The organism is Microbacterium sp. NPDC008134, from assembly GCF_042957055.1.
In the GTDB taxonomy this organism is placed as follows: Bacteria; Actinomycetota; Actinomycetes; order Actinomycetales; family Microbacteriaceae; genus Microbacterium.
Map to the genome: position 1 here is coordinate 50,835 of NZ_JBIBHO010000001.1, position 26,046 is coordinate 76,880.

Below are 26,046 nucleotides of genomic sequence, written 5' to 3' on the forward strand. Positions count from 1 at the left end.
GTCAGTAGCCGGGGTACTCCTGGAGCTTCTTCTCGAACTCGTCGCGGTCGTCGTCGCTGAGCACCGCGCTCGCGATGACGAACAGTTGCAGTCCCTCGACCGGCTCGCCGGTGCGCGCGCTCTGCGCCTCGCGTTCGGTGCGGAAGCCGCCGTCCGTGTCGTTCGACAGGTCGTTGATCGTCGCGTAGAAGCGCAGCGGGTCGGGGTAGTTCTCGGTGTACGACTCCCACGTGTGCTGGGTGCGCGGGTCGTCGCTACCGTAGAGCTTCTCGATCATCGTCGGGTCGATGCCCGAACCCGACGGGTCGTTGAACGCGTACAGCCCGTACATCCCGTGCTCCTGCACGACCTGATCGATCACGGCCATGACCTGCTGCTTGCGCGCGTAGTCCTGGATCGGTTCGTTCGTCGCCCAACCGGCCGAGCCGTACTCGTAGAGCATCGACTCCCCGCCGTAGCCGTTGCGCTCGGGGCGCAGATCCTCATCGGTGAACTGCGTCCAGGTGTACCCGAACTCGTCGGTCAGCCGCTGACGCACGTCGGCGAAGAGGCTGTCGGCCTCGGCGCGCACCTCTTCGAGCGACTGCTGGTTCAAGACGGTGGAGTTGTCGGTGCCCTTGATGCCCGGGTACGCCTCGGCGTGCTTCTGCTCGTCGCTCTTCGTGCCGTCGTAGTTGCCGCTGGCTGACGATTGCAGGGCGCTGAGCCCGCCGACGGTGGCGACGTTGAACAGCACCGTGACGACGAGGGCGATGGCGCCGAGCATCCGCCCCCGCTTGGTCACGATCGCCGCGATGATCACCGCGACGAGCACGAGCTGCAGCGCGAGCATCGTGACGCCGTAGAGGAGGTCGGTGCCGCCGGCGAGCATCGTGCCGAGAAGAACGATGGCGAACAGGATGCTGGTGAGCAACGCGATCCAGCCGATCGCGTTCGCCGATCGGCGGTCGTCGTCGCCCTCGGCGACCGACACGAACGTCGGGAACGCGGGCGCCTCCCGCGGGCCGGTGCCGCGACGCGCACCCCGGTAGCCGCCGGGCGGCGGCACGGGCGGCGCGCCCTCGGTGCCCGCGAGGTAGCGGGCGCGCTGGCTCTCGTGATCCATCACCATGGCCTGTCCGTTCCCGAGCCGGGCTCGCCGTCGCCCTGCTGCTGGTCGCGTTCCTGCGTGCCCTGATCGAGCTTGTCCTTGAGGTCCTCGAGCTTCTGCTCGTCGGGCTGCTGGGGTTGCTCCTGCTCGTCCTCGCTCTCCTGCGGATCGGGCTGCTGCTCCTGCTCCTGCTGCTGTTTCTCCTTCAGGCGCTCCTCGGAGTCGTCGAGGCTTTCACCCATGTCGCGGTCCGGATCGGACGACTGGTTCTCGGCGTCCTCGCTGTTGCACTCCTCGGGCGTCTCGACCGTGATCGTCAGCGCCTCGGCGTAGAGCTGGGCGGCGCCGGCGCCGTCCCCGCCCTCACGCGCGGCATCACCCATCCGCTCGATCACGAGCGAGAGGTTGATGCGCACGGCGCAGACCTCGAGACCGGTCGCGAGGTCGAGCGCCTCTTCGAGCTTCGCGCGCGACTCGGGCAACTGCTCGGCGCCCGCGAGCGCGGTGCCGACGTTGAAGGGGGCCTTGTACGGCTCGAACCAGTTGAGGAACTCCTGTCCCTCGGCCGCGGCCTCGGAACCGGCGTAGTCGTCGACGACGTAGGCGCTGATCGCCTGGTGGGCGAACGCGTACATGCTGAGGATCTTGCCCACGAAGAACAGCGAGACCAAGACGAGCGGGATGCTGCCGATCGCGATCCACTTGCGGATGCTGCGGCGCCGACGGTTCGATGCGAGAAGCTGCGCGGCCGCGGTCTGCGGGTCAGTCATCGGACGCCTCCGTTCTGCGGGCGGGGCGCTTCGACAGGCTCAGCGACCCAGTTTCGGCGCTCAGCGACCCAGTTTCGGCGCTCAGCGACCCAGTTTCGGCGCTCAGCGACCCAGTTTCGGCGGGGCGACCCCGGTCCGGGCTCAGCGGCCCGGTTTCGGAGCCGCTCGCCGGGGTGCGGAGGCCGCGGAGGCGCGCGATGAGCATCGCGGCACGCGTCAGTTCGATCCCGAGCAGCACGATGAGCACGAGCGCGGCGATCCAGTAGAGCTCGATCACGTTCCCCACCTCGCCGGACTCGGCGTAGTTCGTGGTGGTCGTCGGGGCCTCGGGCAGCGCCGGTTCGGCGTCGGCCGTGCGACGCTCGTACTCGACGCCGAGCTCGGTCGCCAGCGCCTGCAGGTTCTGCTCGTCGATGACCGACAGCGCGTCGGAGCCCTGGTACTGGATGTATCCGGCATCCGCTCCGTCGACCCCACCGCTGGTGATGCGCATCGGGCCGCCGTCGGCGGTGCCGTAACCGAAGACCGCACCCGCGTCGGTGTACTGCGCGCTCGCGGCGAAGGACTCCGGGTCCGACGACACGGTCTGCTCGCCGTCGCCGAAGTAGAAGACCATGCGCGAGCGGTCGGGCGACGACTCCGCTGCTGAGGCGAGCGTCTGCTCGAGCAGCGGTGCGGCGATGCCGATCGAGCTGCCGCGCGACTGGCTCGTGACCTCGGGGCGCAGCACGTCGAGGGACCCGACCAGCGCCGTGGTGTCGGTGGTCAACGGCATCCGCAGTTCGGCGGCGGCGTCGAAGGTGAGCAGCGCGAAGCGAGCGCCGGGGTACTCGGCGATGATCGTGCGCACGTCGGCGCGCACGCCGTCGAGGCGCGGTTCGCCCTCGGCCCAGTCCTCGGCGACGATGCTCGCGGTCGTGTCGACGACCAGCACGATGTCGGTGTCGGTCGCGAGCGTCTGCGTCGCGCCGCCGGGGATGCCGGGTCGCAGCAGCATCACGAAGCAGGCGAGCACCGCGCCCAGCCGCAGCGCCCAGAGCAGGCGGTGATTGCGGGTCTGCGCCGTCGACCGACCGGCATCCTTGGGCGCGCGCACGAGCACCCAGATCACGAGCGCGGCGATCGGCGCGAAGAGGAGGAACAGCAGGAAGCCGTTGATGGCGGGTTGGAAGATCACAGTCGCACCCTCCACAGCAGCACCACGAACGACAGCAGCGCGATCGAGACGATGACGATCCAGAGGTCGGGGGTGTCGGTCCAGACGACCTGAGCTTCGCCCCGCAACTCGGTGGCATCCTGCTCGCGCACCTGTTCGACGATGTCGCCGACGGTCGTCGTGTCGCGCAGCCCGTAGGCCTGACCGCCCGTCGCCTCGGCGGCCGCGGCGAGTTCGGCGCTCACATCCGCGTCCTTGCCCTCGACGGGGTTCAGTGCGAACACGCGTACGCCGTTCGAGGCGGCGTAGTTGGCGGCCTCTTCGAGCGTCACGATCGAGGCACCGTTGATCTCGTTGTCGGTCGCGAAGATGACCGAGCGCGAGCGCTCGTCGTCGGGGTGGTCGAAGCCCATCGCGCAGGCCGCCAGTCCGTCGCCGATCAGCGAGGCGCCGTCGCCGTTGAGCGTGCCCACCCAGTGCTCGGGGATCTGATCGACGTAGTCGAAGCTCTCGCGCATGCTCTCGAGGTGCGTGCGGATGAAGTCGTAGTCGTCGGTGAGCGGGAAGATCTGCACGGGCGAACTGTTGAAGATCGTCAGCCCGATGCGCTCGCCCTCGAAGCCGTCGAGCAGTTCCTCGAACACCGTCAGCACCTCGACGTCGACCTCCGACATCGACCCCGAGACGTCGAGGCACAGCATGATGTCGCGGCTCGTGTTGACCGGCTGGATCGTCTGCGACGACATCGGCCGCGCGGCTACGACGCCGGCCGCGATGACCGTGAGCGCCCCGAGAGCCAGGATGCCGCTGAGGGCGAAGATCCGGCGGGAGAGCGCTTCGCGGAATGCCGGCAACGCGCGCAGGCGCTCGGCGCGGGCGATGCGGGCGCGGTCTCCTCCGCCGGTCTGCCGGCGGCTGCGCAGGCCGAGCGCGAGCCCGATGCCGAGTGCTGCGACCACGACCGCGGCCGCGACGATGATGAGCCAGCCGTTCGCTAGTGCCATGAGCGCACCACCGTCCGTGCCGCCTCGGCGCCGGCGAGGGGATCGATCGGAGGGCCCTGACGGAAGATGCTCGGGTAGTAGTGCCGGCGGATCGCGTCGATCAGGGCGGGGTGCACGCCGCGGGCGATGAGGTCGTCGAGCGCCAGCACCGGGGCCTCGAGGCCGCTGTACTCGTTGACGAAGGTGCGCACCACGCGGCTCAGCTCGAGGTTGGCGTTGCGCGGCGAGAGCTTTTTCGCCCGGTAGTCGGTCTCGATCTGCTGCACGCGGTCGAGGTACTCCGCACGCAGTTGGCTGAGCACGTCGCCGGTGAGCAGCGGCTGCTCCTCGATGCCGATGCGGTCGGAGGGCCGACGCTGCTTCGTGAATACGATCACGAGCCAGGCGCCGACGATCAGCAGGGCGAGGATGCCGAACGCGAGCAGCACCCATCCCCAGCCGTACTGCGCCGGTGGGTAGAGCTCATCAGACCCGGGCATTCGACCTCCCGGCGGAGCGGCTGAGTGCGCCGTGGAGCAGGCGCAGCAACTGGGGCACCGCCGACTCCTGACCCTCGAGCACGGCGTGGCCGATCTCGAGGCGCTTCAACGTCTCGGCGAGGTGCGCCTCTTCGGCCTGCGCCTGCGCGGTGAGCTGGCGCACGATCGCGGCGTCGCCCTGCACGAAGTCCGGCACGTCCCAACTGCTGTCGACGTCGCTGCGGATGCGCCCCGTCGCGTGGTCGAGCACCGGATCCGCGTCGCGCAGCGTGAGCCACAGCACGTCGTGCTGCACGCGCAGGCGGCGCAGCATCCGCTCGGTCTCGTCGGTGATCGGTGCCTCGTCGGTGATGACGACGACGATCATGCGCCGAGACACCGTGCGGGTGACGAACGAGAGCAGGCCGTCGCGGTCGTTGGGAACCGTGCTCTCGTCGGTGGCTCGGCTGATCGTGCGCAGGGCGTGCTCGAGCGCGCCCTCGCTGCGGCCGGGTGCCAGGCGACGCGCGCGCGAGGCATCGCCGTACACCGCGGTGAAGTCGTCGCCGTGCCGCAGGGTCAGGATGCCGAGGGCACCGGCGGCCATGATCGCGAGATCCTTCTTCGGCCGCTCATCGGCCGCGAGGGCGGTCATCGACCGCCCCGTGTCGACCACGAACAGCACCGTCTGCATGCGCATCGCGCGCGAGCGCTTCACCAGCGGCGTGCCCAGGCGGGCGGTCGCGCGCCAGTCGATGTCGCGCACCTGGTCGCCGTACTCGTACTTGCGCAGGTCTTCGAAGTCCAGGCTGCGCCCGCGCAGCAGCGACGCGTGCGCACCGTCGAGCGCGTGCATCGACTTGCGCGACGAGTGCAGGAAGAGCTTGCTCTTCACCTGCGTGATCAGACTGGGCATTCGTTTCGGTTTCTGGTCGGTGCCGCGTGGGCCCCTGAGCCTGTCGAAGGGTCGCTGATGGCGTCGCGGTTCAGGGCGTCGGGACGGCGGCGAAGATCTGGTCGATGATCTCCTCGCTGCGGATGCCCTCGGCGTCGGCCTCGAATGTGAGCAGCACGCGGTGGCGCAGCACGAGGTGGCGCAGCTCGCGGATGTCTTCGGGCAACACGTGCGAGCGGCCCTTGAGCAGTGCGAGTGCCCGCGACGCCTGCAGGAACGCGATGCTCGCGCGGGGGCTGGCGCCGTACTTGATGAAGCGGGCGCGGTCGTCGCCGATGTACGGCGCGGGGTTACGCGTGACGTACGCGATCGACACGATGTAGTTGCGGATCGCCGGGTCGACGTAGATGCGGCTCGCGACGTCCTGCAGCATGTGCACGTCGTCGAGCGAGATCGCGCTCGACACGTGACGGTCGGGGTCGAGCACGCCGGAGTCGATGCGGCCGAGGATCTCGAACTCCTCGGCGGGGCTCGGGTACTCGACGATCTCCTTGAGCAGGAAGCGGTCCATCTGCGCCTCGGGCAGTTCGTAGGTGCCTTCCTGCTCGATCGGGTTCTGCGTCGCGATCACGAGGAACGGCTTGGGCAGGTGGTGCACCTCGCCGCCGATCGTGGTCTGGTGCTCCTGCATCGCCTCGAGCATGGCGCTCTGGGTCTTGGCGCTCGAGCGGTTGATCTCGTCGAGCAGCACGAAGTTGGCGTGCACCGGGCCGAGCACGGTGCGGAACGACCCCGTCGCGGCGTCGTAGATCTGGTTGCCCGTGATGTCGCTGGGCAGCAGGTCGGGCGTGCACTGGATGCGCTTGAACTGCGCCTTGACCGTGTCGGCGAGGGTGCTCGCGGCGGTGGTCTTGGCGAGGCCCGGCACGCTCTCGAGAAGGATGTGGCCGCCGGCGATGAGCGAGATCAGCAGGCTCATCCGCAGGCGCTCCTGGCCGACCATCTTCGCCGAGTACGCGTCGGACACGACCTTCAGCACGTCGCCGGCGCGCTTCAGCTCGGCGTCGTTCGGGGCGCTCTTGGCCGCGGCATCCGTCTTCGGGGCCGGGGTGGATGCCGGGGCCGGGGTGGATGCCGGGGCCGGTGCGGATGCCGGTGCCGGCGTGGACGCGGGAGGCGCGGATGCCGGGAACGGCGGCGGCGTCGCCGGTGCGGCGGGCGGCGGGGGAGCCGCGGCGTCGCGCAGCTCGCTGCGCAGAACGGGCGCCGGCGCGGGAGGCGCGGGCGGAGGCGGAGGGGCCGAGTTCGTCGACGGGTCCGGCGCGTAGGGCTCGTTCATCTGCAGTCTCCTCGATCACGCGGGGAAACATCGCGTCCTTCCCCCGCACCAGGGTAACCGCATCCGCCGACACGACGGTCCGGACGGGATGGGGAGGAGTCCCCATCGGCTGCTCGCCCACCCGAGTGCCTTCACACCTGCAGGGGAATGCGCACACGTGCAGGGAGGTACAGCGGTTGATCTCCCTGCACGTGTGATTTCTCCCTGCAGGTGAGCAGCCCGGGCGCGACTCAGGGAACGCGGATGCCGCGGCGCCGGCCCACCCAGACGACGCCCGCCGCGAAGGCGATGATCGCGACGGCGATGCCGAGGATGTAGGCGATGACCGAGGGCCATCCGCCGGGGCCGTTCGGGTCGAGGAACGGATACGGGTACCACCAGGGGTTGCCCGTGACCGGGCCTGTGATGAAGTTCGCGCGCACCATCGTGTAGACCGCCCAGACGATCGGGAAGATCACCGCGACCACGGCGGCGCTCCACGGCAGCGCACGGCGACGCGGCGCGAACAGCACATCGAGCAGCATCACGAGCGGGATGATCACGTGCAGCGTCTCGTTGGTCCAGACCTCGGAGACGCCGTCGAGGTTGATGTACCGCAGCAGCAGGTTGTAGACCACGCCGGTGACGATCATGTACGTGCTCGTGCAGACGAGCAGGGTGGCCAGCCAGCGCGGCTCAGGGGTGCTGTCGCGGCGGGTGCGCAGCATCCAGATCGCAGCGATCGTGAGCGAGACGACGGCGCCGATGTTCGAGAGCACCGTGAAGAAGCTGAAGAAGTTCGCCACGACCGTGGGGATATGCGATCCCCACTCGGTCGTCGACGCATGGGCGTTCGTGAGCGACAGCGTGATCTGGCGGATCAGCGCCGCCGTGCCGAGTACCGCCGTCGCGACGCGCAGGTAGGGCCACCAGGTCGTCATGTTGCCTCCGAGGGCCAATGTAGCGGTCGACCGCGAAGACGCCCGATCCACACGACGATCGACGCGAGCACGAGAATGCCGAAGGCGATGACCGCGATATAGATGCCCACCGACAACCAGCTCGACGTCTGCGGGTTGAGAAACGGGTACGGGTACCAGTAGGGCGTGGCCGTGAACGGGTCGGTGATGAACGGCCCGCGGATCAGCGTGTAGGCGCCCCATGCGAGGGGGAGGATGACGGCGAGGAAAGCGGTGGTCCAGCCGAGGGGGTGGCGGCGCGGCGCGAACAGCACGTCGAGCAGCATCACGATCGGGAGCACGATGTGGAGCGTCTCGCTGGTCCACTGCTCGGTCGCGGAGTGCGAGGGGATGGATCGCAGCAGCACGTTGTAGACGATGCCGGTCGTGATCATGTACGTGCTCGCGAACGTGAACAACACGGCCAGCCAGCGGGGCTCGGTGTCGTTCTTCGCCTTCGTGCGAAGCATCCATGCGGCACCGATCAGCAGGGTGACGGCGGCGATGAGGCCCGAGAGGGTGGTGAAGAAGCTGAAGAAGTTCGACACCGCCGTGGGGATGTCGCGACCCCACTCGGTGGTCGCCGCCTGCGCCGACGCGATCTCGCGCGTGAGCTGCCGTGCGAGGGCCGCGAGGGCGAGCAGGGCGGTCGCGATGCGCAGGTAGGGCCACAGTGTCTTCATCGTTCCTCCGTCGATTCGTGGTCGACGTTCCGTGGTCGAGCCGTCGGACACCGTAGCCGCCGAGAGGACGCCTCGCGGGGCTCTCAGAGGGGTGTCTCACTCTTCGGGCGGGGTTCTCGGAATATCGCGACGTGCGGTCGTTGATTGCGCGCCGATCGCTGTGGCGATTGGTATATCGATACGCCTGATGGGGGATGTTTTCGAGGGGAGGATCGGGGTTTTCTTCGCGTCGATGATGCGGCATTCTTGACCCGGCTATGTCCGCGGAATGAGGGGGTTTCGGGTGTCGTACGACCTCGAGGTGTACGGAAAGAATGCGCTGTCGACGCGGGAGTTGGCGAAGCTGGTGTCGGCGGATCGGGCGTTGAGCGCGCAGGTCGACAAGAAGGCGGATGCCGTCGACGCCGTTGTGTGGAAGAAGACGGGGGCGCACTTCTTCACGATCGACGGGCCGATGGAAGTGGAGCCGGAGGATCTGCCGGAGGACTGGCCCGAGGGTGAGGGAGCGACGGTGCTCTACAGCCTGAGCATCACGTACGACGTGTCGGACGGGCCGGGTGCGTTCTCGGCGACGGTCGACGGTTCGGACGTGGATGCGGCGATGGCGTTCGCGACGCGGTTGGCGGAGCGGATCGATGGGGCCGTGATGGATCCGCAGTCGTGGGAGCCGGAGGAGGGCGTCGAGCCGGAGCCGGAGCCGGAGCCAGCGCCTGAGCCATCCAAGGCGCGCTACCTGCACATGACGTGGTGGCGCCTGCGCGACGATTCGAAAGATCTCGCCGAGATCTATCTGCGCACCGCGCGCGAGCTCTTCCCGGTTGCCGTGCCGACACGCTTCGGCACGTACGAACCGATGCAGGGAAAGTTCCCGCGGGACGACGACTCGGCGTTCGATGCGATGTATCGCGACGAGTGCGAGGGGAGCGCGCTCATGTTCAGCAGTACCTCGATGAAGCATGGCCGGATCAGCCACTGGACCAACGAGCTCTGGGTGCGCGTACAAGCCGTCGACCTGACGTTCGACCTCTCTCGAATAGAGAAGGCCCGTGCGGTAGGGGAGATCGAGCGCTTCTTCGTTGACCTTGCGGAGCGGATGAGCGCATTCTTCGCGTTCGCCTCGGTCACGCACAGCCGCTACGTCGCCGGCGAGTCCCGTTTCCTGCCGCGCGGGCAGTGGAGCGGCCTCCCTCGGGACCCCCGATGGATGACCTGGTTCGGAGCCGACTACGCAGAGCTTGTGCGCCCCCATATTGACCCGGCGCTAGTGACGGAAACTCCGCGGGGTCTGCTCCATCGGTGGACGGATCATCCTGTGAGCGCGGACGACCTTCGTCGAATCAGCCCCGAACCGTGGCTCCCCGCCGAGCTGAGCGGAACGCCCGATCCTGAGGACGAGTTCCGAAGCAGTGAGGGAGCAGTCAGCATGCCGGATTCCCTGCGTTATCCCGACGAGGGGTCGCCGCAAGCTCTGAGGATCGAAGCGCACTACGCGCGCTATGCGTGAGGTCGTGGCGAACCTGTCGAAGGTCTCCGATGAGCTGACCCCCGCGCCGCGTCAGCCCCGCCGGCCCCGCCGCAACCGCGTCACCAGCACTCCCAGCAGGCACAACGCCCCACCGAGGAACATCAGCGGGGTCGGCACTTCGCCGAGGATCGCCCACGACATCAGGATCGCGACGGCGGGCACGACGTAGGTCGTCGCCGAGGTCTGGCCGGCGGTGCTGCGCTGCAGCACGTACGCCCACGTCGTGAAGGCGATCGCGGTCGGGAAGATGCCGAGGTAGACAACCCAGAGCGTCGACTCGATCGGAGCGGTCTGCAGTGCGCCGATCAGGCTGCCCGTCCACGGCAGCAGCGCCACCGTTCCCGCGACCGCACCGAGCCACGTGAGGGTCGTCGCGTCGGAGCCGACGCTCAGAAGATGCTTCTGCAACAGCGTGCACCCGGCGTACATGACGGCGGCGAGCAGCGCGAGCAGCAGTCCGGTGACGTCGGGGCCCGCACCCTCGGCCGCCTGCGAGTTCATGCCGATGAGCACCACGCCGAGGAAGGCGATCGGCGCTCCGATGATCAGTGGCTTCGGAAACCCCTCCCGCAGGAACAGCCCGCTGAACACCACGACCATCAGCGGCGCGAGGTTCACCACCATCGCCGCCGTACCCGCGTCGAGCGTGCGCTCGGCGGCGTTCAGCGCGAGGTTGTAGACGCAGAACCACCCGACTCCCCACACCGCCACCAACCACCAGTGACGACGCGCGGGCAGGCGGATGCCGTGGCGCACCGCGATGATCGCGAGCACGAGACTGCCGACCGCCATGCGCAACAGAGCGAGGGCGCCCGGGTCGAAGTGCGGACCCGCGCCGCGGATGCCGATGAACGCCGATGCCCACAGCACGACCGTCACCAGGGCGGCGATCAGCACGAGCGGCCCCTGCCGGGGCGTCGCACCCGGCAGAGCGCCCGGGAGGGGAGCGGTCTTCGACATGCTCCGATGGTGGCAGGGGCCTCCGACATCCGCGATGCGCCGGAGCGACAGCATCCGCTCCTTTCCCGCCACGCTCGTTCCCGATCCCGGCGAAGCTGCGGAAGAAAGGCGATGTCGGCCCCTTCGATAGGATGGGGGAGCCCGAGAAGGGCCAGCTCATCAGCCGGTGCAAACCCGGCGGAAGCAAGGGGGACACCCGTGCCAGGAATCGTTATCGTCGGCGTGCAGTGGGGCGACGAAGGAAAGGGCAAGGCCACCGATCTGCTCGGTGAGCGCACCGACTGGGTGGTGAAGTTCAACGGCGGCAACAACGCCGGGCACACCGTGGTCGTCGGCAACGAGAAGTACGCGCTGCACCTGCTGCCCTCCGGCATCCTCTCCCCCGGCGTGACGCCCGTGATCGGCAACGGCGTCGTCATCGACCTCGAGGTGCTCTTCCACGAGCTCGAGGCCCTCGGCGGCCGCGGCATCGACGTCTCGCGCCTGAAGGTGAGCGCCAACGCGCACATCATCACGCAGTACCACCGCACGCTCGACAAGGTCACCGAGCGGTTCCTCGGCAAGCGCATGATCGGCACCACCGGCCGCGGCATCGGCCCGGCCTACGCTGACAAGATCAACCGCGTCGGCATCCGCGTGCAGGATCTCTTCGACGAGAACATCCTGCGCCAGAAGGTCGAGGGCGCCCTCGACCAGAAGAACCACCTGCTGGTGAAGATCTTCAACCGCCGCGCCATCACCGTCGACGAGATCGTCGAAGACCTGCTCTCGTACGCCGAGCGCCTGCGTCCCATGGTCGCCGACACCGGTCACCTGCTCGACGAGGCCCTGCGCCGCGGAGAGGTCGTCGTCTTCGAGGGCGGCCAGGCCACCATGCTCGACGTCGACCACGGCACCTACCCGTTCGTGACCTCGTCGTCGGCGACGGCCGGCGGGGCATCGACCGGTTCGGGAGTCGGTCCCGGCGCACTCGACCGCATCGTCGGCATCGTCAAGGCGTACACGACCCGCGTCGGATCGGGTCCGTTCCCGACCGAGCTCTTCGACGAGCAGGGCGACTGGCTGCGCTCGCGCGGCTTCGAGTTCGGCACCACCACCGGACGCCCGCGCCGCGTCGGCTGGTACGACGCCCCCATCACGCGCTACGCGACGCGCGTCAACGGCATCACCGACCTCGTGCTCACCAAGCTCGACATCCTCACCGGCCTCGAGCAGATCCCCGTGTGCGTCGCTTACGACGTCGACGGCGAGCGCTTCGACGAGGTGCCGGTCAACCAGACCGACTTCCACCACGCGACGCCGATCCTCGAGTACTTCCCCGGCTGGAATGAGGACATCTCGGTCGCCCGCACCTTCGACGACCTCCCCAAGAACGCGCAGGACTACGTGCTCGCGCTCGAGAAGATGAGCAACACGCGCATCTCGGTCATCGGCGTAGGCCCCGAGCGCGACCAGGTGGTCGTGCGCCACGATCTGCTCGACTGATCCCGTGACGCGGTTCTGGCTCGGCGGCTACGGCCCCGAGATGGACGGCTCGGCCGAGGGCATCGGATTCCTCGCCGGCGACGAGGGGCGTGAGGCGACGACGCTCGCCTACCGCGACCTCGCGGCGGCGGCGTCCTCGCCGTCGTGGCTGGCGCAGCATCCGTCGCTCGACGTCGTCTACGCGGCTCTCGAACACGACGGTGCCGTGCAGGCCTTCGTGCGGTCGGGCGAGGCCGCGCTCTCGCCGCTCGGCCGAGCCGTAGCGGCGGGCGAAGCCGTGTGCCACCTGGCCGTCTCTCGCGACGGCTCGACGCTGATCGCCAGCTGTTACGGCGACGGGCGGGTCGTGCGGTTCGGCCTCGCGCCCGACGGGCGCATCGTGCCGGCGAAGGCGGATGCCGCAGCGGCGCTGCGCGCGGCCCTGTTCGGCAACGACGAAGACCCCGAAACGGTGCGCGAGGAGCCGGGGGTGGGGGCGGCGGCATCCGATCCCTATGGCGTGACCGATCGCGTCTCGCACGCGCACTCGGCGGCGTTCCTGCCGGATGGGCGGATCGTCACCACCGACCTCGGCTTCGACCTCGTGCGGTTCTGGCGGCTGTCGGGCACCGGGCTGCGTCTCGATCACGAGGTGATCCTGCCCCTCGGCGTCGGTCCTCGACACATGGTCGTGCACCCGAGCGGACACCTCCACATCGTCACGGAGTACTCCTGCGAGGTCTTCACGCTCGCCGAGACTCCGAGCGGGGCGTGGGCCGTCGTCTCGTCGACGCTGTCGAGCCCGATCGCCGAGGTGGGCGTCGACTTCCCGGCCGAGCTCGCCCGCACCCGCGACGGAGCGTTCCTCTACACGGCCCTCCGCGGAAGCAACACGATCGCAGCGCTGCGCGTGCACGGCGGCGGGGAGCGTCTCGAGTCCGTCGCGCTCGCCGACTCCGGCGTCGACTGGCCGCGCCACCACCTGGTGTTCGAGGGAAAGCTCGTGGTCGCCGGGCAGCGGTCCGACTCGATCATCCTGATCGACCTCGACGAGCGCACGGGCGCGCCCCTCGGCATCCGCCACCAGGCCCCCGCCGCGACGCCGACGCACATCCTGCCCGTCCGCTGACTCGGATCCGGGCCTTCGGTGCGGGCGAGTCGTCCGGCACAACTCCTCAGAATCGCCGCGGTTGGGCGCGTTCCGGTCCGTTTCAGGGGGCTGCGTCCTGATTCTGCGGAGTTGTGCGAACGAAGGTCTGTACCCAACTCAGGAAGATCGGGTGGATTCTGCCGGAATCGGGCCGATTCGGGCAGTTCCGGGCGTTCTTCCTGAGTTGGGTACGCCGTCGTCCCGAGGCCTTGCGCAGAATCTCCGGAGTCATGCACGCCACGCGGCGCGAACCGTACCCGGCGCGTCGGGTAACAACCACCCCGTGACACGACGTTGCTGTTCAGCGAGACTGTTGCGCGGAGAGGTGCGAAGCGATGACTGCAGAGAAGACCGACGAATACGACCTGATCGTGCTGGGCGGAGGTCCGGTCGGCGAGAACGTCGCGGATCGCGCCGTGCAGGGAGGACTCACGGCGATCATCGTCGAGAGCGAGCTGGTCGGTGGAGAGTGCTCGTACTGGGCCTGCATGCCGTCGAAGGCGCTGCTGCGGTCGGCCCAGGCCCTGCGTGCGGCGCAGCACGTCGCCGGTTCGAAGGAGGCAGTGACCGGCTCCCTTGATGTGTCGGCCGTGTTCGCCCGCCGCGACTCCTTCACCAGCAACTGGTCGGACGACGGACAGGTGAAATGGCTGCAGTCGGCGCACATCGATCTCGCCCGCGGCCACGGGCGCCTGACGGGCGAGCGCGAGGTCACGGTGACCGACGCCGACGGAGGCACGCGCGTGCTGCACGCCCGCCATGCGGTCGCGATCAGCACGGGATCGGATGCCGTCGTGCCGCCGATCCCCGGTCTGAGCGAGGCTGCTCCGTGGACGAGTCGCGAAGCAACCAGCGCCGAAGAGCTGCCGGAATCGCTGGCCGTCATCGGCGGCGGAGTGGTCGCGGTCGAGATGGCGACGGCCTACGCCGCGCTCGGATCGACGGTCACGCTGATCGCACGCAGCGATCTGCTGGGCGGCATGGAGCCGTTCGCCGGCGAGCGGGTGGCGGCGGGTCTGCGCGAGCTCGGCGTCGACGTGCGGCTGAACACCGGCACCACGGCGGTGCGCCGCGACGACAGCGGCGTCACGATCACCCTTGACGACGACACCGAGGTGACGGCCGCCGAGGTGCTCGTCGCGACCGGGCGCTCGCCGCGCAGCGGCGACATCGGCCTCGAGACGGCGGGCCTGGAGCCCGGAAAGTGGATCACGGTCGATGACACCCTGCGCGTTCCCGGGTCGGACTGGCTCTACGCGGTGGGCGACGTCAACGGACGCGTGCTGCTCACGCACCAGGGCAAGTACCAGGCGCGCGCGGCGGGCGACGTGATCGCGGCCCGCGCGAAGGACGAGCCGGTGGATGCCGACGACTGGGGCCGCCATGCCGCCACGGCCGACCACGCTGCGGTGCCGCAGGTGACGTTCTCGATCCCCGAGGTGGGGTCGGTCGGGCTCACCGAGAAGGAGGCGCAGAAGGCCGGGCTCGACGTGAAGGTCGTCGACTACGACCTCGGCTGGGTGGCCGGGGCGAGCCTGTACGAAGACGGTTTCGAGGGTCAGGCCCGCATCGTGGTCGACACCGCGCGCGACGTGATCGTGGGCGCCACGTTCGTCGGACCGGAGGTTGCCGAACTGGTGCAGGCCGCGACGATCGCAGTGGTCGGCGAGGTGCCGATCAAGCGGCTCTGGCACGCGGTGCCCTCGTACCCCACGGTCAGCGAGGTCTGGCTGCGCCTGCTCGAGGGCTACGGGCGGGCCTCGGCATGACCCGCGCTGCCGGGGCGACGATCGTCCCGGCATCCGATCCGATCCGATCCGACGGATGCTCCGAACAGGGAGCGAGGTCGGATCGTTCGGCGTGCGCGGAATGTTTCGCATATTGACACCATCCGGCACAACCCCCGCCGCAATGTCGGCGACCTCTTATACGCTCTAACTCACATCCCAGGAGGCAGAACCATGAAGGCTGTACTCGCAGGAACCGTGATCGCCGAGGCCGAAGAAGCCGACCTCTTCCGCATCGAGGGCAACTGGTACTTCCCGCCGGCGTCGATCACGCCGGGCGCACTCGTCGAGAGCCCGACGCCGTACACGTGCCCGTGGAAGGGCGCAGCCCAGTACTTCTCCGTCGAGGTCGACGGCGAGCTGCACAAGGATCTCGCCTGGTCGTACCCGACGCCGTATCCGACCGCGTTCGACCGCGTCGGCGGCGACTTCTCGGGCTACGTAGCGTTCGATCCGAGCGTCGAGGTCACCGCCTGACCGCTCGACGGCATCCGTCCTCCCGCCTCGACCTCCCGCTCATCGATCCACCGACTGGAGCCCAGCCATGATCGAATTCCGCAACGTCACCAAGCAGTTCCCCGACGGCACCGTGGCCGTGAACGACTTCAGCCTGGTGCTGCCGTCGCGCAAGACGACGGTGTTCGTCGGCTCGTCCGGCTGCGGCAAGACGACGCTGCTGCGCATGATCAACCGCATGGTCGAGCCCACGTCGGGCGACGTCGAGATCGACGGTGAGAGCGTGCTCGGGGGCGACCCCGTGCAGCTGCGCCGCCGCATCGGCTACGTGATGCAGAACTCCGGGCTCATGCCGCACTTCACGGTGATCGACAACGTCTCGACGGTGCTGCGCCTGAACGGCGTGAAGAAGTCCGAGGCGTACGCGCGTTCCCGCGAGCTGCTCGACACGGTCGGTCTCGACCAGAAGCTCGCCGAGCGCTATCCCAGCCAGCTCTCGGGCGGTCAGCAGCAGCGCGTGGGCGTGGCCCGCGGCCTCGCCGCCGACCCGAACATCCTGCTGATGGACGAGCCCTTCGGCGCCGTCGACCCGATCGTGCGCGCCGATCTGCAGCAGGAGACGCTGCGGCTGCAGCACGAGCTCGACAAGACCGTCGTCTTCGTCACGCACGACATCGACGAGGCGTTCCTGCTCGGCGATCAGGTCGTCATCCTCGACAAGGGCGCGCGCGTGGTGCAGGTCGGGTCGCCGAGCGAGATCATCGAGAACCCGGCCGACGACTTCGTCGCCTCGTTCATCGGCGCGGATCGCGGGCGTCGCGCGCTGCACCTCAAGCAGACGCCGCAGGGCACCGTCGTCGTCGACTCCGAAGGACGCACCCAGGGCGCGCTCGTCGCCGAGACCGAGCACGCCGACGGTCCGCTGGCGGGGCCGGATGCTGCGGCCCTCGATGCAGTGCAAGGCGGTCAGCCGTGAACTGGGTGGCAAACAACTTCGGGCTGATCCTCGAACTCACCGCGGTGCATCTGCGGCAGAGCATCGTGCCGATCGTGCTCGGGTTCATCCTGTCGTTGCCGCTCGGGTGGATCGCCTGGCGGTACCGGCTGGTGCGCGGGCCGATCATCGTGCTGACGGGTCTGCTCTACACGATCCCCTCGCTCGCGCTGCTGATCCTGCTCCCCGCGACGCTGGGCTACTCCGCCATCAGCGAGACGAACCTCGTGATCGCGCTGACGATCTACGCGATCGCGATCCTCGTGCGCGCGGTGTCCGACGGGCTCGACTCGGTCGATGACGACGTGCGCCAGGCGGCGACGGCCACGGGCTTCGCGCCCTTCCGGCGCTTCTGGGCGGTCGAGTTCCCGCTCGCCGGTCCCGTGATCCTCGCCGGCCTCCGCGTCACGGCGGTGAGCACGATCTCGCTCGCCACCGTCGGCATCCTGATCGGCGTCACGAATCTCGGGTACCTCTTCACGAACGGCCTCGAACGCCGCATCATCGCCGAGGTGTTCGCCGGTGTGATCGCGGTCGTCATCATCGCTCTCGTGATCGACCTGATCCTGCTGCTGATCGGCCGCGCGCTCATGCCGTGGACCCGAGCGGCGTCGAAGGCCACCGCGAGCCGCGCGATCGCCGTGGGAGCTCCCGCATGAACCTCTTCGTCGAAGCCTTCGCCTGGATCTTCGCGCCCGCGCAGTGGACGGGGCCGTACGCGCTGCCCAAGCTCCTCGGCGAGCACCTCGCCCTCACCGCCATCTCGGTGCTGATCGCGGCGGCCATCGCGATCCCGATCGGGTGGCTGATCGGCCACACGGGTCGTGGACGCGAGGTCGCGGTCGCCGTCTCGGGCGCAGCGCGCGCGATCCCGTCCTTCGGTCTCATGGTGCTGCTCGTGCTCCTGCTCGGCGTGCTTCGCATCCCCGAAGCCGCCATCATCACCTTCGTGCTGCTCGCCATCCCGTCGCTGCTCGCCGGTGCGTACACGGGCCTCGAGGCGATCGATCGGCGCACGCTCGATGCCGCCAAGGCGATGGGCATGACCGGGTGGCAGGTGTTCTGGAAGGTCGAGGTTCCGCTCGGGCTTCCGCTGCTGGTCGGCGGCATCCGCTCGGCTCTCCTGCAGGTCATCGCGACCGTCACGATCGCCGCCTACGTGAACCTCGGCGGGCTCGGCTGGCCGATCATCCAGGGCATCCCCCTGCGCCGCTTCGACCAGGTGCTGGCCGGCGCGATCATCGTCGCGGTGCTCGCCCTGATCGTCGACCTGCTCCTCGCCACCGCGCAGCGCGCCGCGGTTCCGGCCGGCCTGCGCGGCGGCGGACCGCGGGTCAACGACAAGCGCTCGTCGCGGACGGCGCACGCGGCGACGGCATCCGCCTCCACATCGGAGCCGGCAGCCGCCCCCGCCTGACACCCCGCCCCGCCGGAGCATGCGCTCGGCGCCACCCACCTGAATCCACAGCACTCGAAGTCCCCAGCAGTTTCCAGAGAAGAGGAAGTCCATGTTCACAGCACGAGGCAAGCGCTCCGTCCTCGCCGTCGGCCTGGTGGCCGCGGCCGCGCTCACCCTGTCCGCCTGCGGCAGCAGCAACCCGCTCGACGAGCCGTCCGACGACAGCGCCGGCTCGGGCGGCGGCGAGACGATCGTCGTCGGCTCGCAGGCGTACTACTCGAACGAGATCATCGCCGAGATCTACGCCCAGGCTCTGACCGACGCCGGCTTCGACGTCGAGACGCAGCTCAACATCGGTCAGCGCGACGCGTACATGCCCGAGGTCGAGTCCGGCGCGATCAACGTCTTCCCCGAGTACACGGGCAGCCTGCTCGAGTACCTGTCGAAGGACGGGGTCGATGTCACCAGCCCCGACGACGTCTACGCCGCCCTGCAGGACGCCCTGCCCGACAGCCTGACCGCTCTCGACTTCGCCGAGGCATCCGACCAGGACACGTACACGGTGCTCAAGAGCTTCGCCGACGAGTACGGCATCACCTCGATCGCCGACCTGTCGAAGGCGCCCTCGCCGGTCACGATCGGCGCGGCTCCCGAGTTCGAGCAGCGTCCGTACAGCCCGTCCGCGGCCAAGGAGGTCTACGGCGTCGACCTGCAGTTCTCGGCCACCGGTCCGAGCACGCTCGAGTCGCTGCTCGCCGGCGAGATCCAGGTCGCTGACATCTACACCGCCGACCCGGCCTTCGAGACCGAGGACATCGTGGCGCTCGAAGACCCCGAGAACCTGATCATCTCGTCGAACGTCGTGCCGATCGTCTCGAGCGACATCGCCGACGAGGTCTCCGACGTGCTCAACGCGGTCAGCGCCAAGCTCACCGCCGAGGAGCTCGTGTCGCTGAACGTCCTCAGCACGGTCGACCAGCAGTCGTCGAAGGACATCGCCAAGAAGTGGCTCGAGGACCAGGGTCTCATCTGACCTCCAGCCGCCTCACCGGGAGTGCCCGGGCCCCGAAGGGTCCGGGCACTTCTGCGTTCTGGACGGGTTCGGTGGCGGTATCCGTTTCGAGTCGCTCACTTTGCAGAAAGCGATGCCCCCGAACCGCAATGTGAGCGATTCGAAAGCGGGGGTGTGGAGAGGAGAGAGCGGAGGGGGAGCAGGGTCGGGACCCTAGACCCGGGCGTCCTGCCTCGGCACCCAGACCTGCTTGATGATGATGAGGATGGATGCCGCGACCGGCACCGCCACGAGAGCTCCGAGCAGGCCGAGCAGCGTGCCCCCTGCGAGGGCGCCGATCACGACGAGCGAGCCGGGGATCGCGATCGCCTTGTTCATGACGCGCGGGGTGATGACGTAGGCCTCGATCTGCATGTAGACGAGATAGATCACGGCGAAGATCAATGCCGCGATCGGGTTGGTGAACAGCGCGAGGGTCGTGCCGATGATCCAGAACAGCACCGATCCGACCAGGGGGATCAGCGTGATGCAGAACGCCACGGTCGCCATGAGCGGCGGGAACGGCAGCCCCAGGAACATGTACAGCAGCAGTGCGAGCATCGCGTTGAAGAACGCGAGCACGACCATGCCCATCACGTAGCCGCCGACCGAGTCGGTGATCTGGTCGGTGATGTCGCTGGCGCGCGCGCGGTCGCGCGCCGGCGCGAGACGCAGCAGGCTCTGCTTCATGCCGGAGAGCGACGCGACGAAGTACAGGGTGAGCACAAGCACCACGATCGTCCCCGAGATGCCGGAGGCGATGGATGCTCCGACCTGGAGCGCCCCGCCGCCGATGCTGGCGATGTTGCCGGGGTCGGTGAGGAACTTCTGCAGGTCGGCGACGAGCCCCTGGAACTGGTCGCCGAACTGGTCGTTCAGGGTGGCGTAGATGTCGCTGCGCTGGAAGTCGGCGATCATGCCCGGCACGGATCGCACGAAGCTCGCGATCTGCTCGATCACGATCGGCAGCACCATCCAGAGGATCAGGGCGATGACGACGATGAGCGACAGGATCACCGTGACGACCGCCATCACCCGCGACAGTCCGCGACGCTCGAGGAAGCGCACCGAGGGGTCGAGTCCGAGCGCCGCGAACAGGGCGAGCGCGATGTAGATCAGGACGGTGGCGAGGCTCGAGATCGCGAGTCCGAGCACGAGAGCGGCGAGACCGCCGAGGGTCAGCAGGAAGCCGAAGACGAACGGGCGGTCGATGCGGGTCCAGAACGAGCGGCTCGGCGTCATCGGCTCGATCACGACCGCGCGCTGCGGGCGGGTCGCGGACGGGGCAGCAGACTCGGCGGCCGGCGAACCGGTAGGCGAACTCTCCTCGATCGACGCGGCGTCGTCCGAGGGCGCGGATGCCGGCGGCTTCTCGTTGCTCATGTGCTCACGATAGCGGTGCACGGCATCCGATCACCGGCGTTCTCGCGCGCTCTAGAGTGGAGGCATGACCGCGCCACAGGATCCGAAGGCCGAACTGCTGCGCCTGCGCGCCAGCATCGACAACATCGACGCCGCGCTGATCTTCATGCTCGCGGAGCGCTTCCGGGCGACTCAGCAGGTCGGTCACCTCAAGGCCGAATACGAGATGCCCGCCTCCGACCCCGGTCGTGAGGAGCAGCAGGTCGCCCGTCTGCGCGCGCTCGCCGAGGAGGCGCACCTCGACCCCGAGTTCGCCGAGAAGTGGTTCAACTTCGTGGTGGCCGAGGTCATCCGCCACCACACCGCGGCGGCCGAGTCGCGCTGATCCGGGCGGGTCAGACCGTGATCGTCGACCCGGTCACGAGACCCTCGACCGCGAGCGTGTAGGCGCGACCGATCTCGTCGTCGCCGACCGGGCGGTGCCCGGCGAACAGTCGGTGGTATCCGGGGGAGTTCTCGAGCACGTCGGGGGAGACCGCATTAATGCGGATGCCGCGGGGCGCCTCGGCGGCCGCCGTGATCACGAACGACTCCAGCGCGCCGTTGGCCATCGCGGCCGCGGCACCGGTCGCGATCGGGTCGCGCGAGAGCACTCCGCTGGTGAGGGTGACCGATCCGCCGTCGCGCAGGTGCGTGAGCGCCTGGCGCACGACCTCGATCTGCGGCAGCGTCTTGCCCAGGAACGCCGCGGTGTAGTCGTCGCGATCGAGTTCGGTGAGGTGCTTGAACGGTACGGAACCCGCGGCGACGACCACGGCATCGATCTCGGTCACCTCGGAGAACAGGGCGGCGATCGAGGCGGCATCCGCCAGATCGACCTGCACGTCGCCGGAACGCGACGCGCGGATCACCTCGTGCCCACGCGATTCGAGCGTGTCCGAGACGACGCGGCCGATGCTTCCGGATGCTCCGATGACGACGATCTTCATGGGATCAGTCTTTCACCGGTTCCTCGTGGCGGGGCCTTCGACAGGCTCAGGGACCCAGTCGCGCGAGCCCGATGGGCGGGCAGACGAAGGGCCCGGCGTTCCCCGTCCGCCGGACCCTTCCGAGGCCATCACGGAGCCGAGCCGCAGTGATCTCTGAGCAGTCGGTGTCGGTTGTCGTCCTCCCGCACTCCCCAGTGCACGGATGAACCCCCCTCGACCGCGCCCTCCCGCCCCGATGCTCGGAGCCTTTCGCGTTCGACACCTTCCGAAGAACAGGAGCGCCTCACGCCCTTCGTGATACATCGTGTCGAGAAAAATCTCGAGAAAGATCAGAACCCGGCGCCGTGGCACTGAAACGGCGCTCGATGCCCGGTCTCCTGCGCGGCGACGGCGAGGGCCGGCGCGGGTTCCACGCCGTCGGCGAGGTGCCCGTGCACCGCGGCGAGCAGCTCGCAGGCGACGTCGTCGGGCACGGTGACCGGCGCGGCGATCACGCAGCGGGTGCCGGCGTGCAGCCACACGCGCGTCATGCCGAGCGCCTCCTCGCCCCAGCGCACCGCCGATCGGCCGAGCTCGCACGCCGAGAGGATGACCGTCTCGGGCGCCGTGGGAATCAGATCGACGTCGTAGCCGAACAGCGTGCCGTCGGCGAGCTCGAAGCCCGAGAACAGCGGGTTGTCGGCGGAGTGCCGTCCGTGCGCGGCGATGTGCAGCAGATCGGATGCTCCGGCGACCTCGGTCACGGCCGACACGGTCGCTTCGCCGCCGAGGAGGGAGACGGTCGCGGCATCCGTCGTCGCCCAGGCGTCGCGCGCCCGCTGCACCTCTTCCACGGCACGCGGCACGCGCGGACCGGTCGCGAAGCCGATGCGTTCGGGCCGGCGAGACGTGCCGCGACGGGTGCGCACCTCGGCCCAGCGCGAGGCCGAGGTCGCGACCGTGAACGGCACGCCGTGCATGCCGGGCAGCATCGCCCACGGCACACCGGCGAGCACACCCGGCAGAGTGATCACGATGCGGTGCGCATCGCTCGGGTCGAGGGTGGCGCACACCGGGGTGAGGAGTTCGTCGTCGAGGGTCTGAAGGCGCACGGCCAGCGACCGTTCGATCACCGTCGACATCGGGCCGCCGCGAGTCAGGGCGGCGACGTCGAGGTCGGCGCGGAGGCCGTCCATCGCGGCACGCACCCGCGGCCACGACAGCTCGACGATCGAAGCTCCGGTCGCGGTCGTCGCGACGCACAGCAACTCGTCGCCGGTGTAGAGGTAGGCGAGCAGCGCCGTGCCGCGCTCGAGCTGCGCACGGGCGCCGGCGAGGTCGAGGCGCCCGCGGGTCTCACCCGCCCCGGTCGCCGCCCACTGCCGCTCGCGCACCCGGTCGCGCAGCACGCGCACGCGGGCGTCGGCGGTCCAGTCGGCGCCGGCGAGATCGGCGCGCAGCATCCGCAGTTCGGCGAGATCGGATGCCTGGGCGTCATCGACCGGCGGACGCACCGGGGCGACCTGATGACTGAGGTGGCGGGCGCGCTCCGCCCACTCGAACAGCACCTCGGGGTCGCGCGTGCGCGCCGCCGCGCGGAGTCCCGCGAACATCAGATCGGTGCCGTGCATCGCGACCGAGGCCTGCAGGTCGAGCGCGCCGAACGACTGCTGCCAGGAGGTGAGCAGATCGAGGCCATCGGTCGCGGCGCGCAGGGCCGCCGTGTGACGCCCGCCGGTTGCGGCCCGGGCCACGCGCACCTCGTGCGCCCGGAGCCGGAGCGTCGTGGAGGCGTTCGCGTCGAGTCGCGGCATCCGTCCGCTGCCGTCGCGGCGTGCGTCGAGTCGCAGGGCGGTCGCCTCGGTGCGGAAGCCCCCGCGGGCGAGAGCGGATGCCGTGCGCTCGATGTCGTCGTCGAGGCGGGCGTTGCGTGTCGAGGCGCGCGTGCGCAGCCGCGACTCGAGGCGCACGGCGTCGGCGCGTGCCGCCCAGCCCTCGCTGCCGAGCGCGGCGAAGCGCCGGGCGGCCGTGCGGGCCATGCGCTCGGCCGCCGCCGGATCGTGCCGCAGCAGGGAACGGGACAGGTGGAACTCCGCTTCGCCCCGGGCCTGCGGCATCCGTTGGGCGCCGAACTGCGCCGCCACCCGGGCGAGCAGGGCCTCGGCCTCGGTCGTGAGTCCGGCATCGCGCAGCACCTCGGCGCGGTCGAGGTCGCTGATCGCCGTCGCGAGGTCGCTGGTCGCCGCGAACACCGGGCGCGAGGCGGTCATGAGAGAGAGCGCGGTCACGAGGTCCCCACCGAGCAGCGCCGCGTAGCCGAGGTTGTGGCGGGCTTCGGCGAGGGGTTCCTCGTCGTCGTTCGCCTCGTACACCGCGACAGCGCGGAGAAGGTCATCGGTCGATGCCGCGAGTTCGTGCCGCTGCATCCGCACCATCGAGCGGTTCATGAGGCAGTTCGCGAGCTCGGTGCTCTCGTCGCCGGTCGCTCCCAGCGCGTCGATCGCGCGGCTGAGCATGGTCTCCGCCTCGGCGAGGGTGCCGCCGTGCATGAGCAGCGTGCCGAGCTGGCCGCTGAGGAGTGCGACGGTCGCCGGGCTCAGGCCCGCGCGATCGAGCGCCTCGCGGCACAGGTGCTCCGCCTCGGACGGATGCCCCGTCTGCGCCTGCACGTACGCCCGGGTGCCGTCGATCCGCGCCCGCAGGTCGGGGTCGTCGGTGCGTGCGGCGGCGTCGTCGAGGGCGCGCCGGGCCTTCGCGAACCGTCGGGCGTTGGCCGCTTCGACCCCGCGCCGGTGCAGTTCGCTCGCGGACAGGGGCATCCCCCCAGGATGCCGGGTGCCGGCCCCCGGGGGGAAGCCAGCCCAACGCTTTCGAATCGCTCACTTTGCAGTTTTCGACCCCCGAGGAGCGAAAAGTGAGCGATTCGAAAGCGGGAATGGACGGCTAGTCGACCGGGGAGGGGAGGTCGGCGACGACCGAGGTCACCGCCGCTTCCACGGCACCCGCATCGGCTCCGGCGACAGAGACCGCGCCCAGGAGGGCGGCGATCCGACCGGCGACGTACGGGGCCGCGAACGACGTGCCGCTCCACACCGCGAAGCCGCCGCGGTAGTCGTCGGGGTCGATCGTCTCGCGTCGCAGTCCGTCGATGTCGGCCCGGGTCATCGCCTGCTGGCCGCCCACGAACGCCGGCGAGCAGCTCACGACCGCCGCACCCGGCGCGTACAGCCGCACCCACGGACCGACGTTCGAGAACAGCGCCACCGACCGAGCCGACGGGTTGAGCGCCCCGACCGAGACGAGCGGAGCCCAGCGATCGCGGACGATGCCGTTGTCGGCCCCCGGCCACGCCCACAGCGACGCCGGGAACGACGGGCGGTCGATCGCATCGTTGCCGGCCGAGCACACCACCACGCACCCGAGTTCCCGCGCCTTGGCGAGCAGTGCGTAGAGCGTGCGGCTGTAGAGACCGTCCTCGGGGGTCTCGTGGTAATACCCGAGCGACAGGTTGAGCACGTCGATCGGATGCCCCGTCTTCGGGTTCTCGCGATACCGCCGCAGCAACTCGATCACCTGCGCGAGCGTCGTCAGCAGGTCGCTCTCATCGACCACGCCGAGTGCTCCGGCGACGCGCACCGAGAGGATGTCGGCATCCGGAGCGGCCTGACGCACGATGCCCGCGATGAACGTACCGTGCCCCGCCACCGCATCGATCTCGCCGTCGAGCTGCCCGTAGAGGTCGGGGTAGCGCTCGGGGTCGGCGTCGTCGGTCAGGCCGATCGGCACCCCGTCGAGTTCGACGTGCCGGGTGACGATGTCGTCGGGCAGCCAGTCGTGTACCCCGCACCCGGTGTCGAGCACCGCCACGACCGGGCGCCGCCCCTTCTTCGGGTCGGGCCCCCGGCGAGGCGCCGGGCCCAGCCAGGTCACCGGCTGCCGCGCGCCGCGACCCGGCTCGAGATAGTCGTCGCTGCCGCCCGCGCCGGCACCGCGCACGGGGTTCGTGCGGCTGAACGGGTTGGTGCGGCTGAAGGGATTCGTGCGGCTGAACGGGTTGAGCCCGACCGGATCGATCGACAGCACGTGCTCGAGGCTCGTGCGCGGCATCGTCGAGCGCGACATGCGGCGGGCGCGCTGCAGCACGCGCCAGGCATCCGGAGCGACCGGCGACTCACCACCCGTCGACTCGACGGGGGTCGTCAGGCGCGCACGGAGGAACCCGGGCACGCCCGGCAGCAGCTCGCCGCTGTTCTCCCCCTCGGATGCCTCGATCTCGAGCATCCATCCGAACGAGTCGGCCGCGTCGCGCAGGGTGCGCAGCTCGCGGTCGTACTCCTCGGCGTTCTCGAGGTCCTGCGTGATCAGCAGGCGCGTGGGCAGGTACGCGGTGGGGAACGCGCGGATGCCGTCGACCGGCTCCACACTCGGATCCAGGGCTGTGCCCCGACGGATCGATCCCTCCGCGCGGTCCTGCCAACTCCACCCTCTCGGCTGCTCCATGCGTCATCCTTCCTGCGCGGGCCCTCGCCCCGCGTTCCATCCCCGGTGCCCGTCGGGTCGGCGGGCACCGCCACAGCTCACAGCGGTTACAGCGGTA

24 protein-coding genes are annotated in these 26,046 nt (G+C 69.5%); 10 read left to right on the top strand and 14 right to left on the bottom strand.

Going from position 1 to position 26,046, the window contains the following annotated elements:
- Position 1: 1 nt before the first annotated feature.
- From ACFY9N_RS00280 to ACFY9N_RS00320, 9 genes are all read right to left on the bottom strand, one after another.
- Entirely contained in the window at positions 2 to 1,105 is a 1,104-nt protein-coding gene (locus ACFY9N_RS00280) for a DUF4064 domain-containing protein (RefSeq protein ID WP_391476112.1), read from the bottom strand.
- Entirely contained in the window at positions 1,105 to 1,860 is a 756-nt protein-coding gene (locus ACFY9N_RS00285; RefSeq protein ID WP_391476115.1) for a hypothetical protein, read from the bottom strand. Before ACFY9N_RS00285 ends, ACFY9N_RS00280 begins: the two co-directional genes overlap by 1 nt.
- Complete coding sequence (locus ACFY9N_RS00290) at positions 1,853 to 3,037, bottom strand: VWA domain-containing protein (protein WP_391476117.1); 1,185 nt, start codon at positions 3,035 to 3,037, stop codon at positions 1,853 to 1,855. The genes ACFY9N_RS00285 and ACFY9N_RS00290 overlap by 8 nt, the downstream gene beginning before the upstream one ends.
- Positions 3,034 to 4,020, bottom strand: coding sequence for a VWA domain-containing protein (locus ACFY9N_RS00295; RefSeq protein WP_391476119.1), 987 nt, complete (start codon positions 4,018 to 4,020; stop codon positions 3,034 to 3,036). The genes ACFY9N_RS00290 and ACFY9N_RS00295 overlap by 4 nt, the downstream gene beginning before the upstream one ends.
- A complete protein-coding gene (locus tag ACFY9N_RS00300; RefSeq protein WP_391476122.1) occupies positions 4,011 to 4,499 on the bottom strand; it encodes a hypothetical protein in 489 nt (162 codons plus the stop codon). Before ACFY9N_RS00300 ends, ACFY9N_RS00295 begins: the two co-directional genes overlap by 10 nt.
- Positions 4,486 to 5,394, bottom strand: coding sequence for a DUF58 domain-containing protein (locus tag ACFY9N_RS00305; RefSeq protein ID WP_391476123.1), 909 nt, complete (start codon positions 5,392 to 5,394; stop codon positions 4,486 to 4,488). The genes ACFY9N_RS00300 and ACFY9N_RS00305 overlap by 14 nt, the downstream gene beginning before the upstream one ends.
- A 70-nt stretch (positions 5,395 to 5,464) precedes the next feature.
- Positions 5,465 to 6,712, bottom strand: a complete 1,248-nt coding sequence (locus tag ACFY9N_RS00310) for an AAA family ATPase (protein WP_391476126.1) — start codon at positions 6,710 to 6,712, stop codon at positions 5,465 to 5,467.
- Positions 6,713 to 6,942: 230 nt separating this feature from the next.
- Positions 6,943 to 7,632 carry a Pr6Pr family membrane protein gene (locus ACFY9N_RS00315; RefSeq protein ID WP_391476128.1) on the bottom strand — a complete coding sequence of 230 codons (690 nt, stop codon included), beginning with the start codon at positions 7,630 to 7,632 and terminating at the stop codon, positions 6,943 to 6,945.
- Positions 7,629 to 8,333, bottom strand: coding sequence for a Pr6Pr family membrane protein (locus tag ACFY9N_RS00320; protein WP_391476129.1), 705 nt, complete (start codon positions 8,331 to 8,333; stop codon positions 7,629 to 7,631). Before ACFY9N_RS00320 ends, ACFY9N_RS00315 begins: the two co-directional genes overlap by 4 nt.
- Before the next feature lie 511 nt (positions 8,334 to 8,844).
- Here ACFY9N_RS00320 and ACFY9N_RS00325 point away from each other — a divergent pair.
- Positions 8,845 to 9,837, top strand: a complete 993-nt coding sequence (locus tag ACFY9N_RS00325) for a hypothetical protein (protein WP_391476130.1) — start codon at positions 8,845 to 8,847, stop codon at positions 9,835 to 9,837.
- A 51-nt stretch (positions 9,838 to 9,888) separates the two neighbouring features.
- Here the strand turns inward: ACFY9N_RS00325 and ACFY9N_RS00330 are convergent, their stop codons facing one another.
- Positions 9,889 to 10,818: a DMT family transporter gene (locus ACFY9N_RS00330; RefSeq protein WP_391476131.1), complete on the bottom strand. Its 930-nt coding sequence runs from the start codon at positions 10,816 to 10,818 to the stop codon at positions 9,889 to 9,891.
- 198 nt (positions 10,819 to 11,016) lie between these two features.
- Here ACFY9N_RS00330 and ACFY9N_RS00335 point away from each other — a divergent pair, with 198 nt between their 5' ends.
- From ACFY9N_RS00335 to ACFY9N_RS00370, 8 genes are all read left to right on the top strand, one after another.
- Positions 11,017 to 12,303: an adenylosuccinate synthase gene (locus ACFY9N_RS00335; RefSeq protein ID WP_391476134.1), complete on the top strand. Its 1,287-nt coding sequence runs from the start codon at positions 11,017 to 11,019 to the stop codon at positions 12,301 to 12,303.
- A 4-nt stretch (positions 12,304 to 12,307) separates the two neighbouring features.
- Positions 12,308 to 13,411 carry a lactonase family protein gene (locus ACFY9N_RS00340; RefSeq protein ID WP_391476137.1) on the top strand — a complete coding sequence of 368 codons (1,104 nt, stop codon included), beginning with the start codon at positions 12,308 to 12,310 and terminating at the stop codon, positions 13,409 to 13,411.
- Between the two features lie 356 nt (positions 13,412 to 13,767).
- Positions 13,768 to 15,201, top strand: coding sequence for a dihydrolipoyl dehydrogenase family protein (locus ACFY9N_RS00345; RefSeq protein ID WP_391476139.1), 1,434 nt, complete (start codon positions 13,768 to 13,770; stop codon positions 15,199 to 15,201).
- Between the two features lie 192 nt (positions 15,202 to 15,393).
- Positions 15,394 to 15,696: a DUF427 domain-containing protein gene (locus ACFY9N_RS00350; RefSeq protein ID WP_391476141.1), complete on the top strand. Its 303-nt coding sequence runs from the start codon at positions 15,394 to 15,396 to the stop codon at positions 15,694 to 15,696.
- 67 nt (positions 15,697 to 15,763) lie between these two features.
- A complete protein-coding gene (locus ACFY9N_RS00355; RefSeq protein WP_391476143.1) occupies positions 15,764 to 16,651 on the top strand; it encodes an ABC transporter ATP-binding protein in 888 nt (295 codons plus the stop codon).
- On the top strand, positions 16,648 to 17,328 hold the full coding sequence (locus tag ACFY9N_RS00360) for an ABC transporter permease (RefSeq protein ID WP_391476146.1): 681 nt from the start codon (positions 16,648 to 16,650) through the stop codon (positions 17,326 to 17,328). Before ACFY9N_RS00355 ends, ACFY9N_RS00360 begins: the two co-directional genes overlap by 4 nt.
- Complete coding sequence (locus ACFY9N_RS00365; RefSeq protein WP_391476148.1) at positions 17,325 to 18,086, top strand: ABC transporter permease; 762 nt, start codon at positions 17,325 to 17,327, stop codon at positions 18,084 to 18,086. The genes ACFY9N_RS00360 and ACFY9N_RS00365 overlap by 4 nt, the downstream gene beginning before the upstream one ends.
- A gap of 91 nt (positions 18,087 to 18,177) precedes the next feature.
- The gene (locus ACFY9N_RS00370; protein ID WP_391476150.1) at positions 18,178 to 19,101 is read left to right on the top strand and encodes an ABC transporter substrate-binding protein; all 924 of its coding nucleotides are present in this window, start codon (positions 18,178 to 18,180) and stop codon (positions 19,099 to 19,101) included.
- A 192-nt stretch (positions 19,102 to 19,293) separates the two neighbouring features.
- Here ACFY9N_RS00370 and ACFY9N_RS00375 read toward each other — a convergent pair whose 3' ends face one another.
- A complete protein-coding gene (locus ACFY9N_RS00375) occupies positions 19,294 to 20,502 on the bottom strand; it encodes an AI-2E family transporter (RefSeq protein ID WP_391476152.1) in 1,209 nt (402 codons plus the stop codon).
- Positions 20,503 to 20,566: 64 nt separating this feature from the next.
- Between ACFY9N_RS00375 and ACFY9N_RS00380 the strand changes: the two genes are divergently transcribed.
- A complete protein-coding gene (locus ACFY9N_RS00380) occupies positions 20,567 to 20,866 on the top strand; it encodes a chorismate mutase (protein ID WP_391476155.1) in 300 nt (99 codons plus the stop codon).
- 10 nt (positions 20,867 to 20,876) lie between these two features.
- Here the strand turns inward: ACFY9N_RS00380 and ACFY9N_RS00385 are convergent, their stop codons facing one another.
- The 3 genes from ACFY9N_RS00385 to ACFY9N_RS00395 form a co-directional block, all read right to left on the bottom strand.
- Positions 20,877 to 21,470 carry a short chain dehydrogenase gene (locus ACFY9N_RS00385; RefSeq protein ID WP_391476157.1) on the bottom strand — a complete coding sequence of 198 codons (594 nt, stop codon included), beginning with the start codon at positions 21,468 to 21,470 and terminating at the stop codon, positions 20,877 to 20,879.
- Positions 21,471 to 21,799: 329 nt separating this feature from the next.
- A complete protein-coding gene (locus tag ACFY9N_RS00390; protein ID WP_391476159.1) occupies positions 21,800 to 24,268 on the bottom strand; it encodes a CHAT domain-containing protein in 2,469 nt (822 codons plus the stop codon).
- Between the two features lie 124 nt (positions 24,269 to 24,392).
- Positions 24,393 to 25,949: a S8 family serine peptidase gene (locus ACFY9N_RS00395; RefSeq protein ID WP_391476161.1), complete on the bottom strand. Its 1,557-nt coding sequence runs from the start codon at positions 25,947 to 25,949 to the stop codon at positions 24,393 to 24,395.
- Positions 25,950 to 26,046 lie beyond the last annotated feature (97 nt).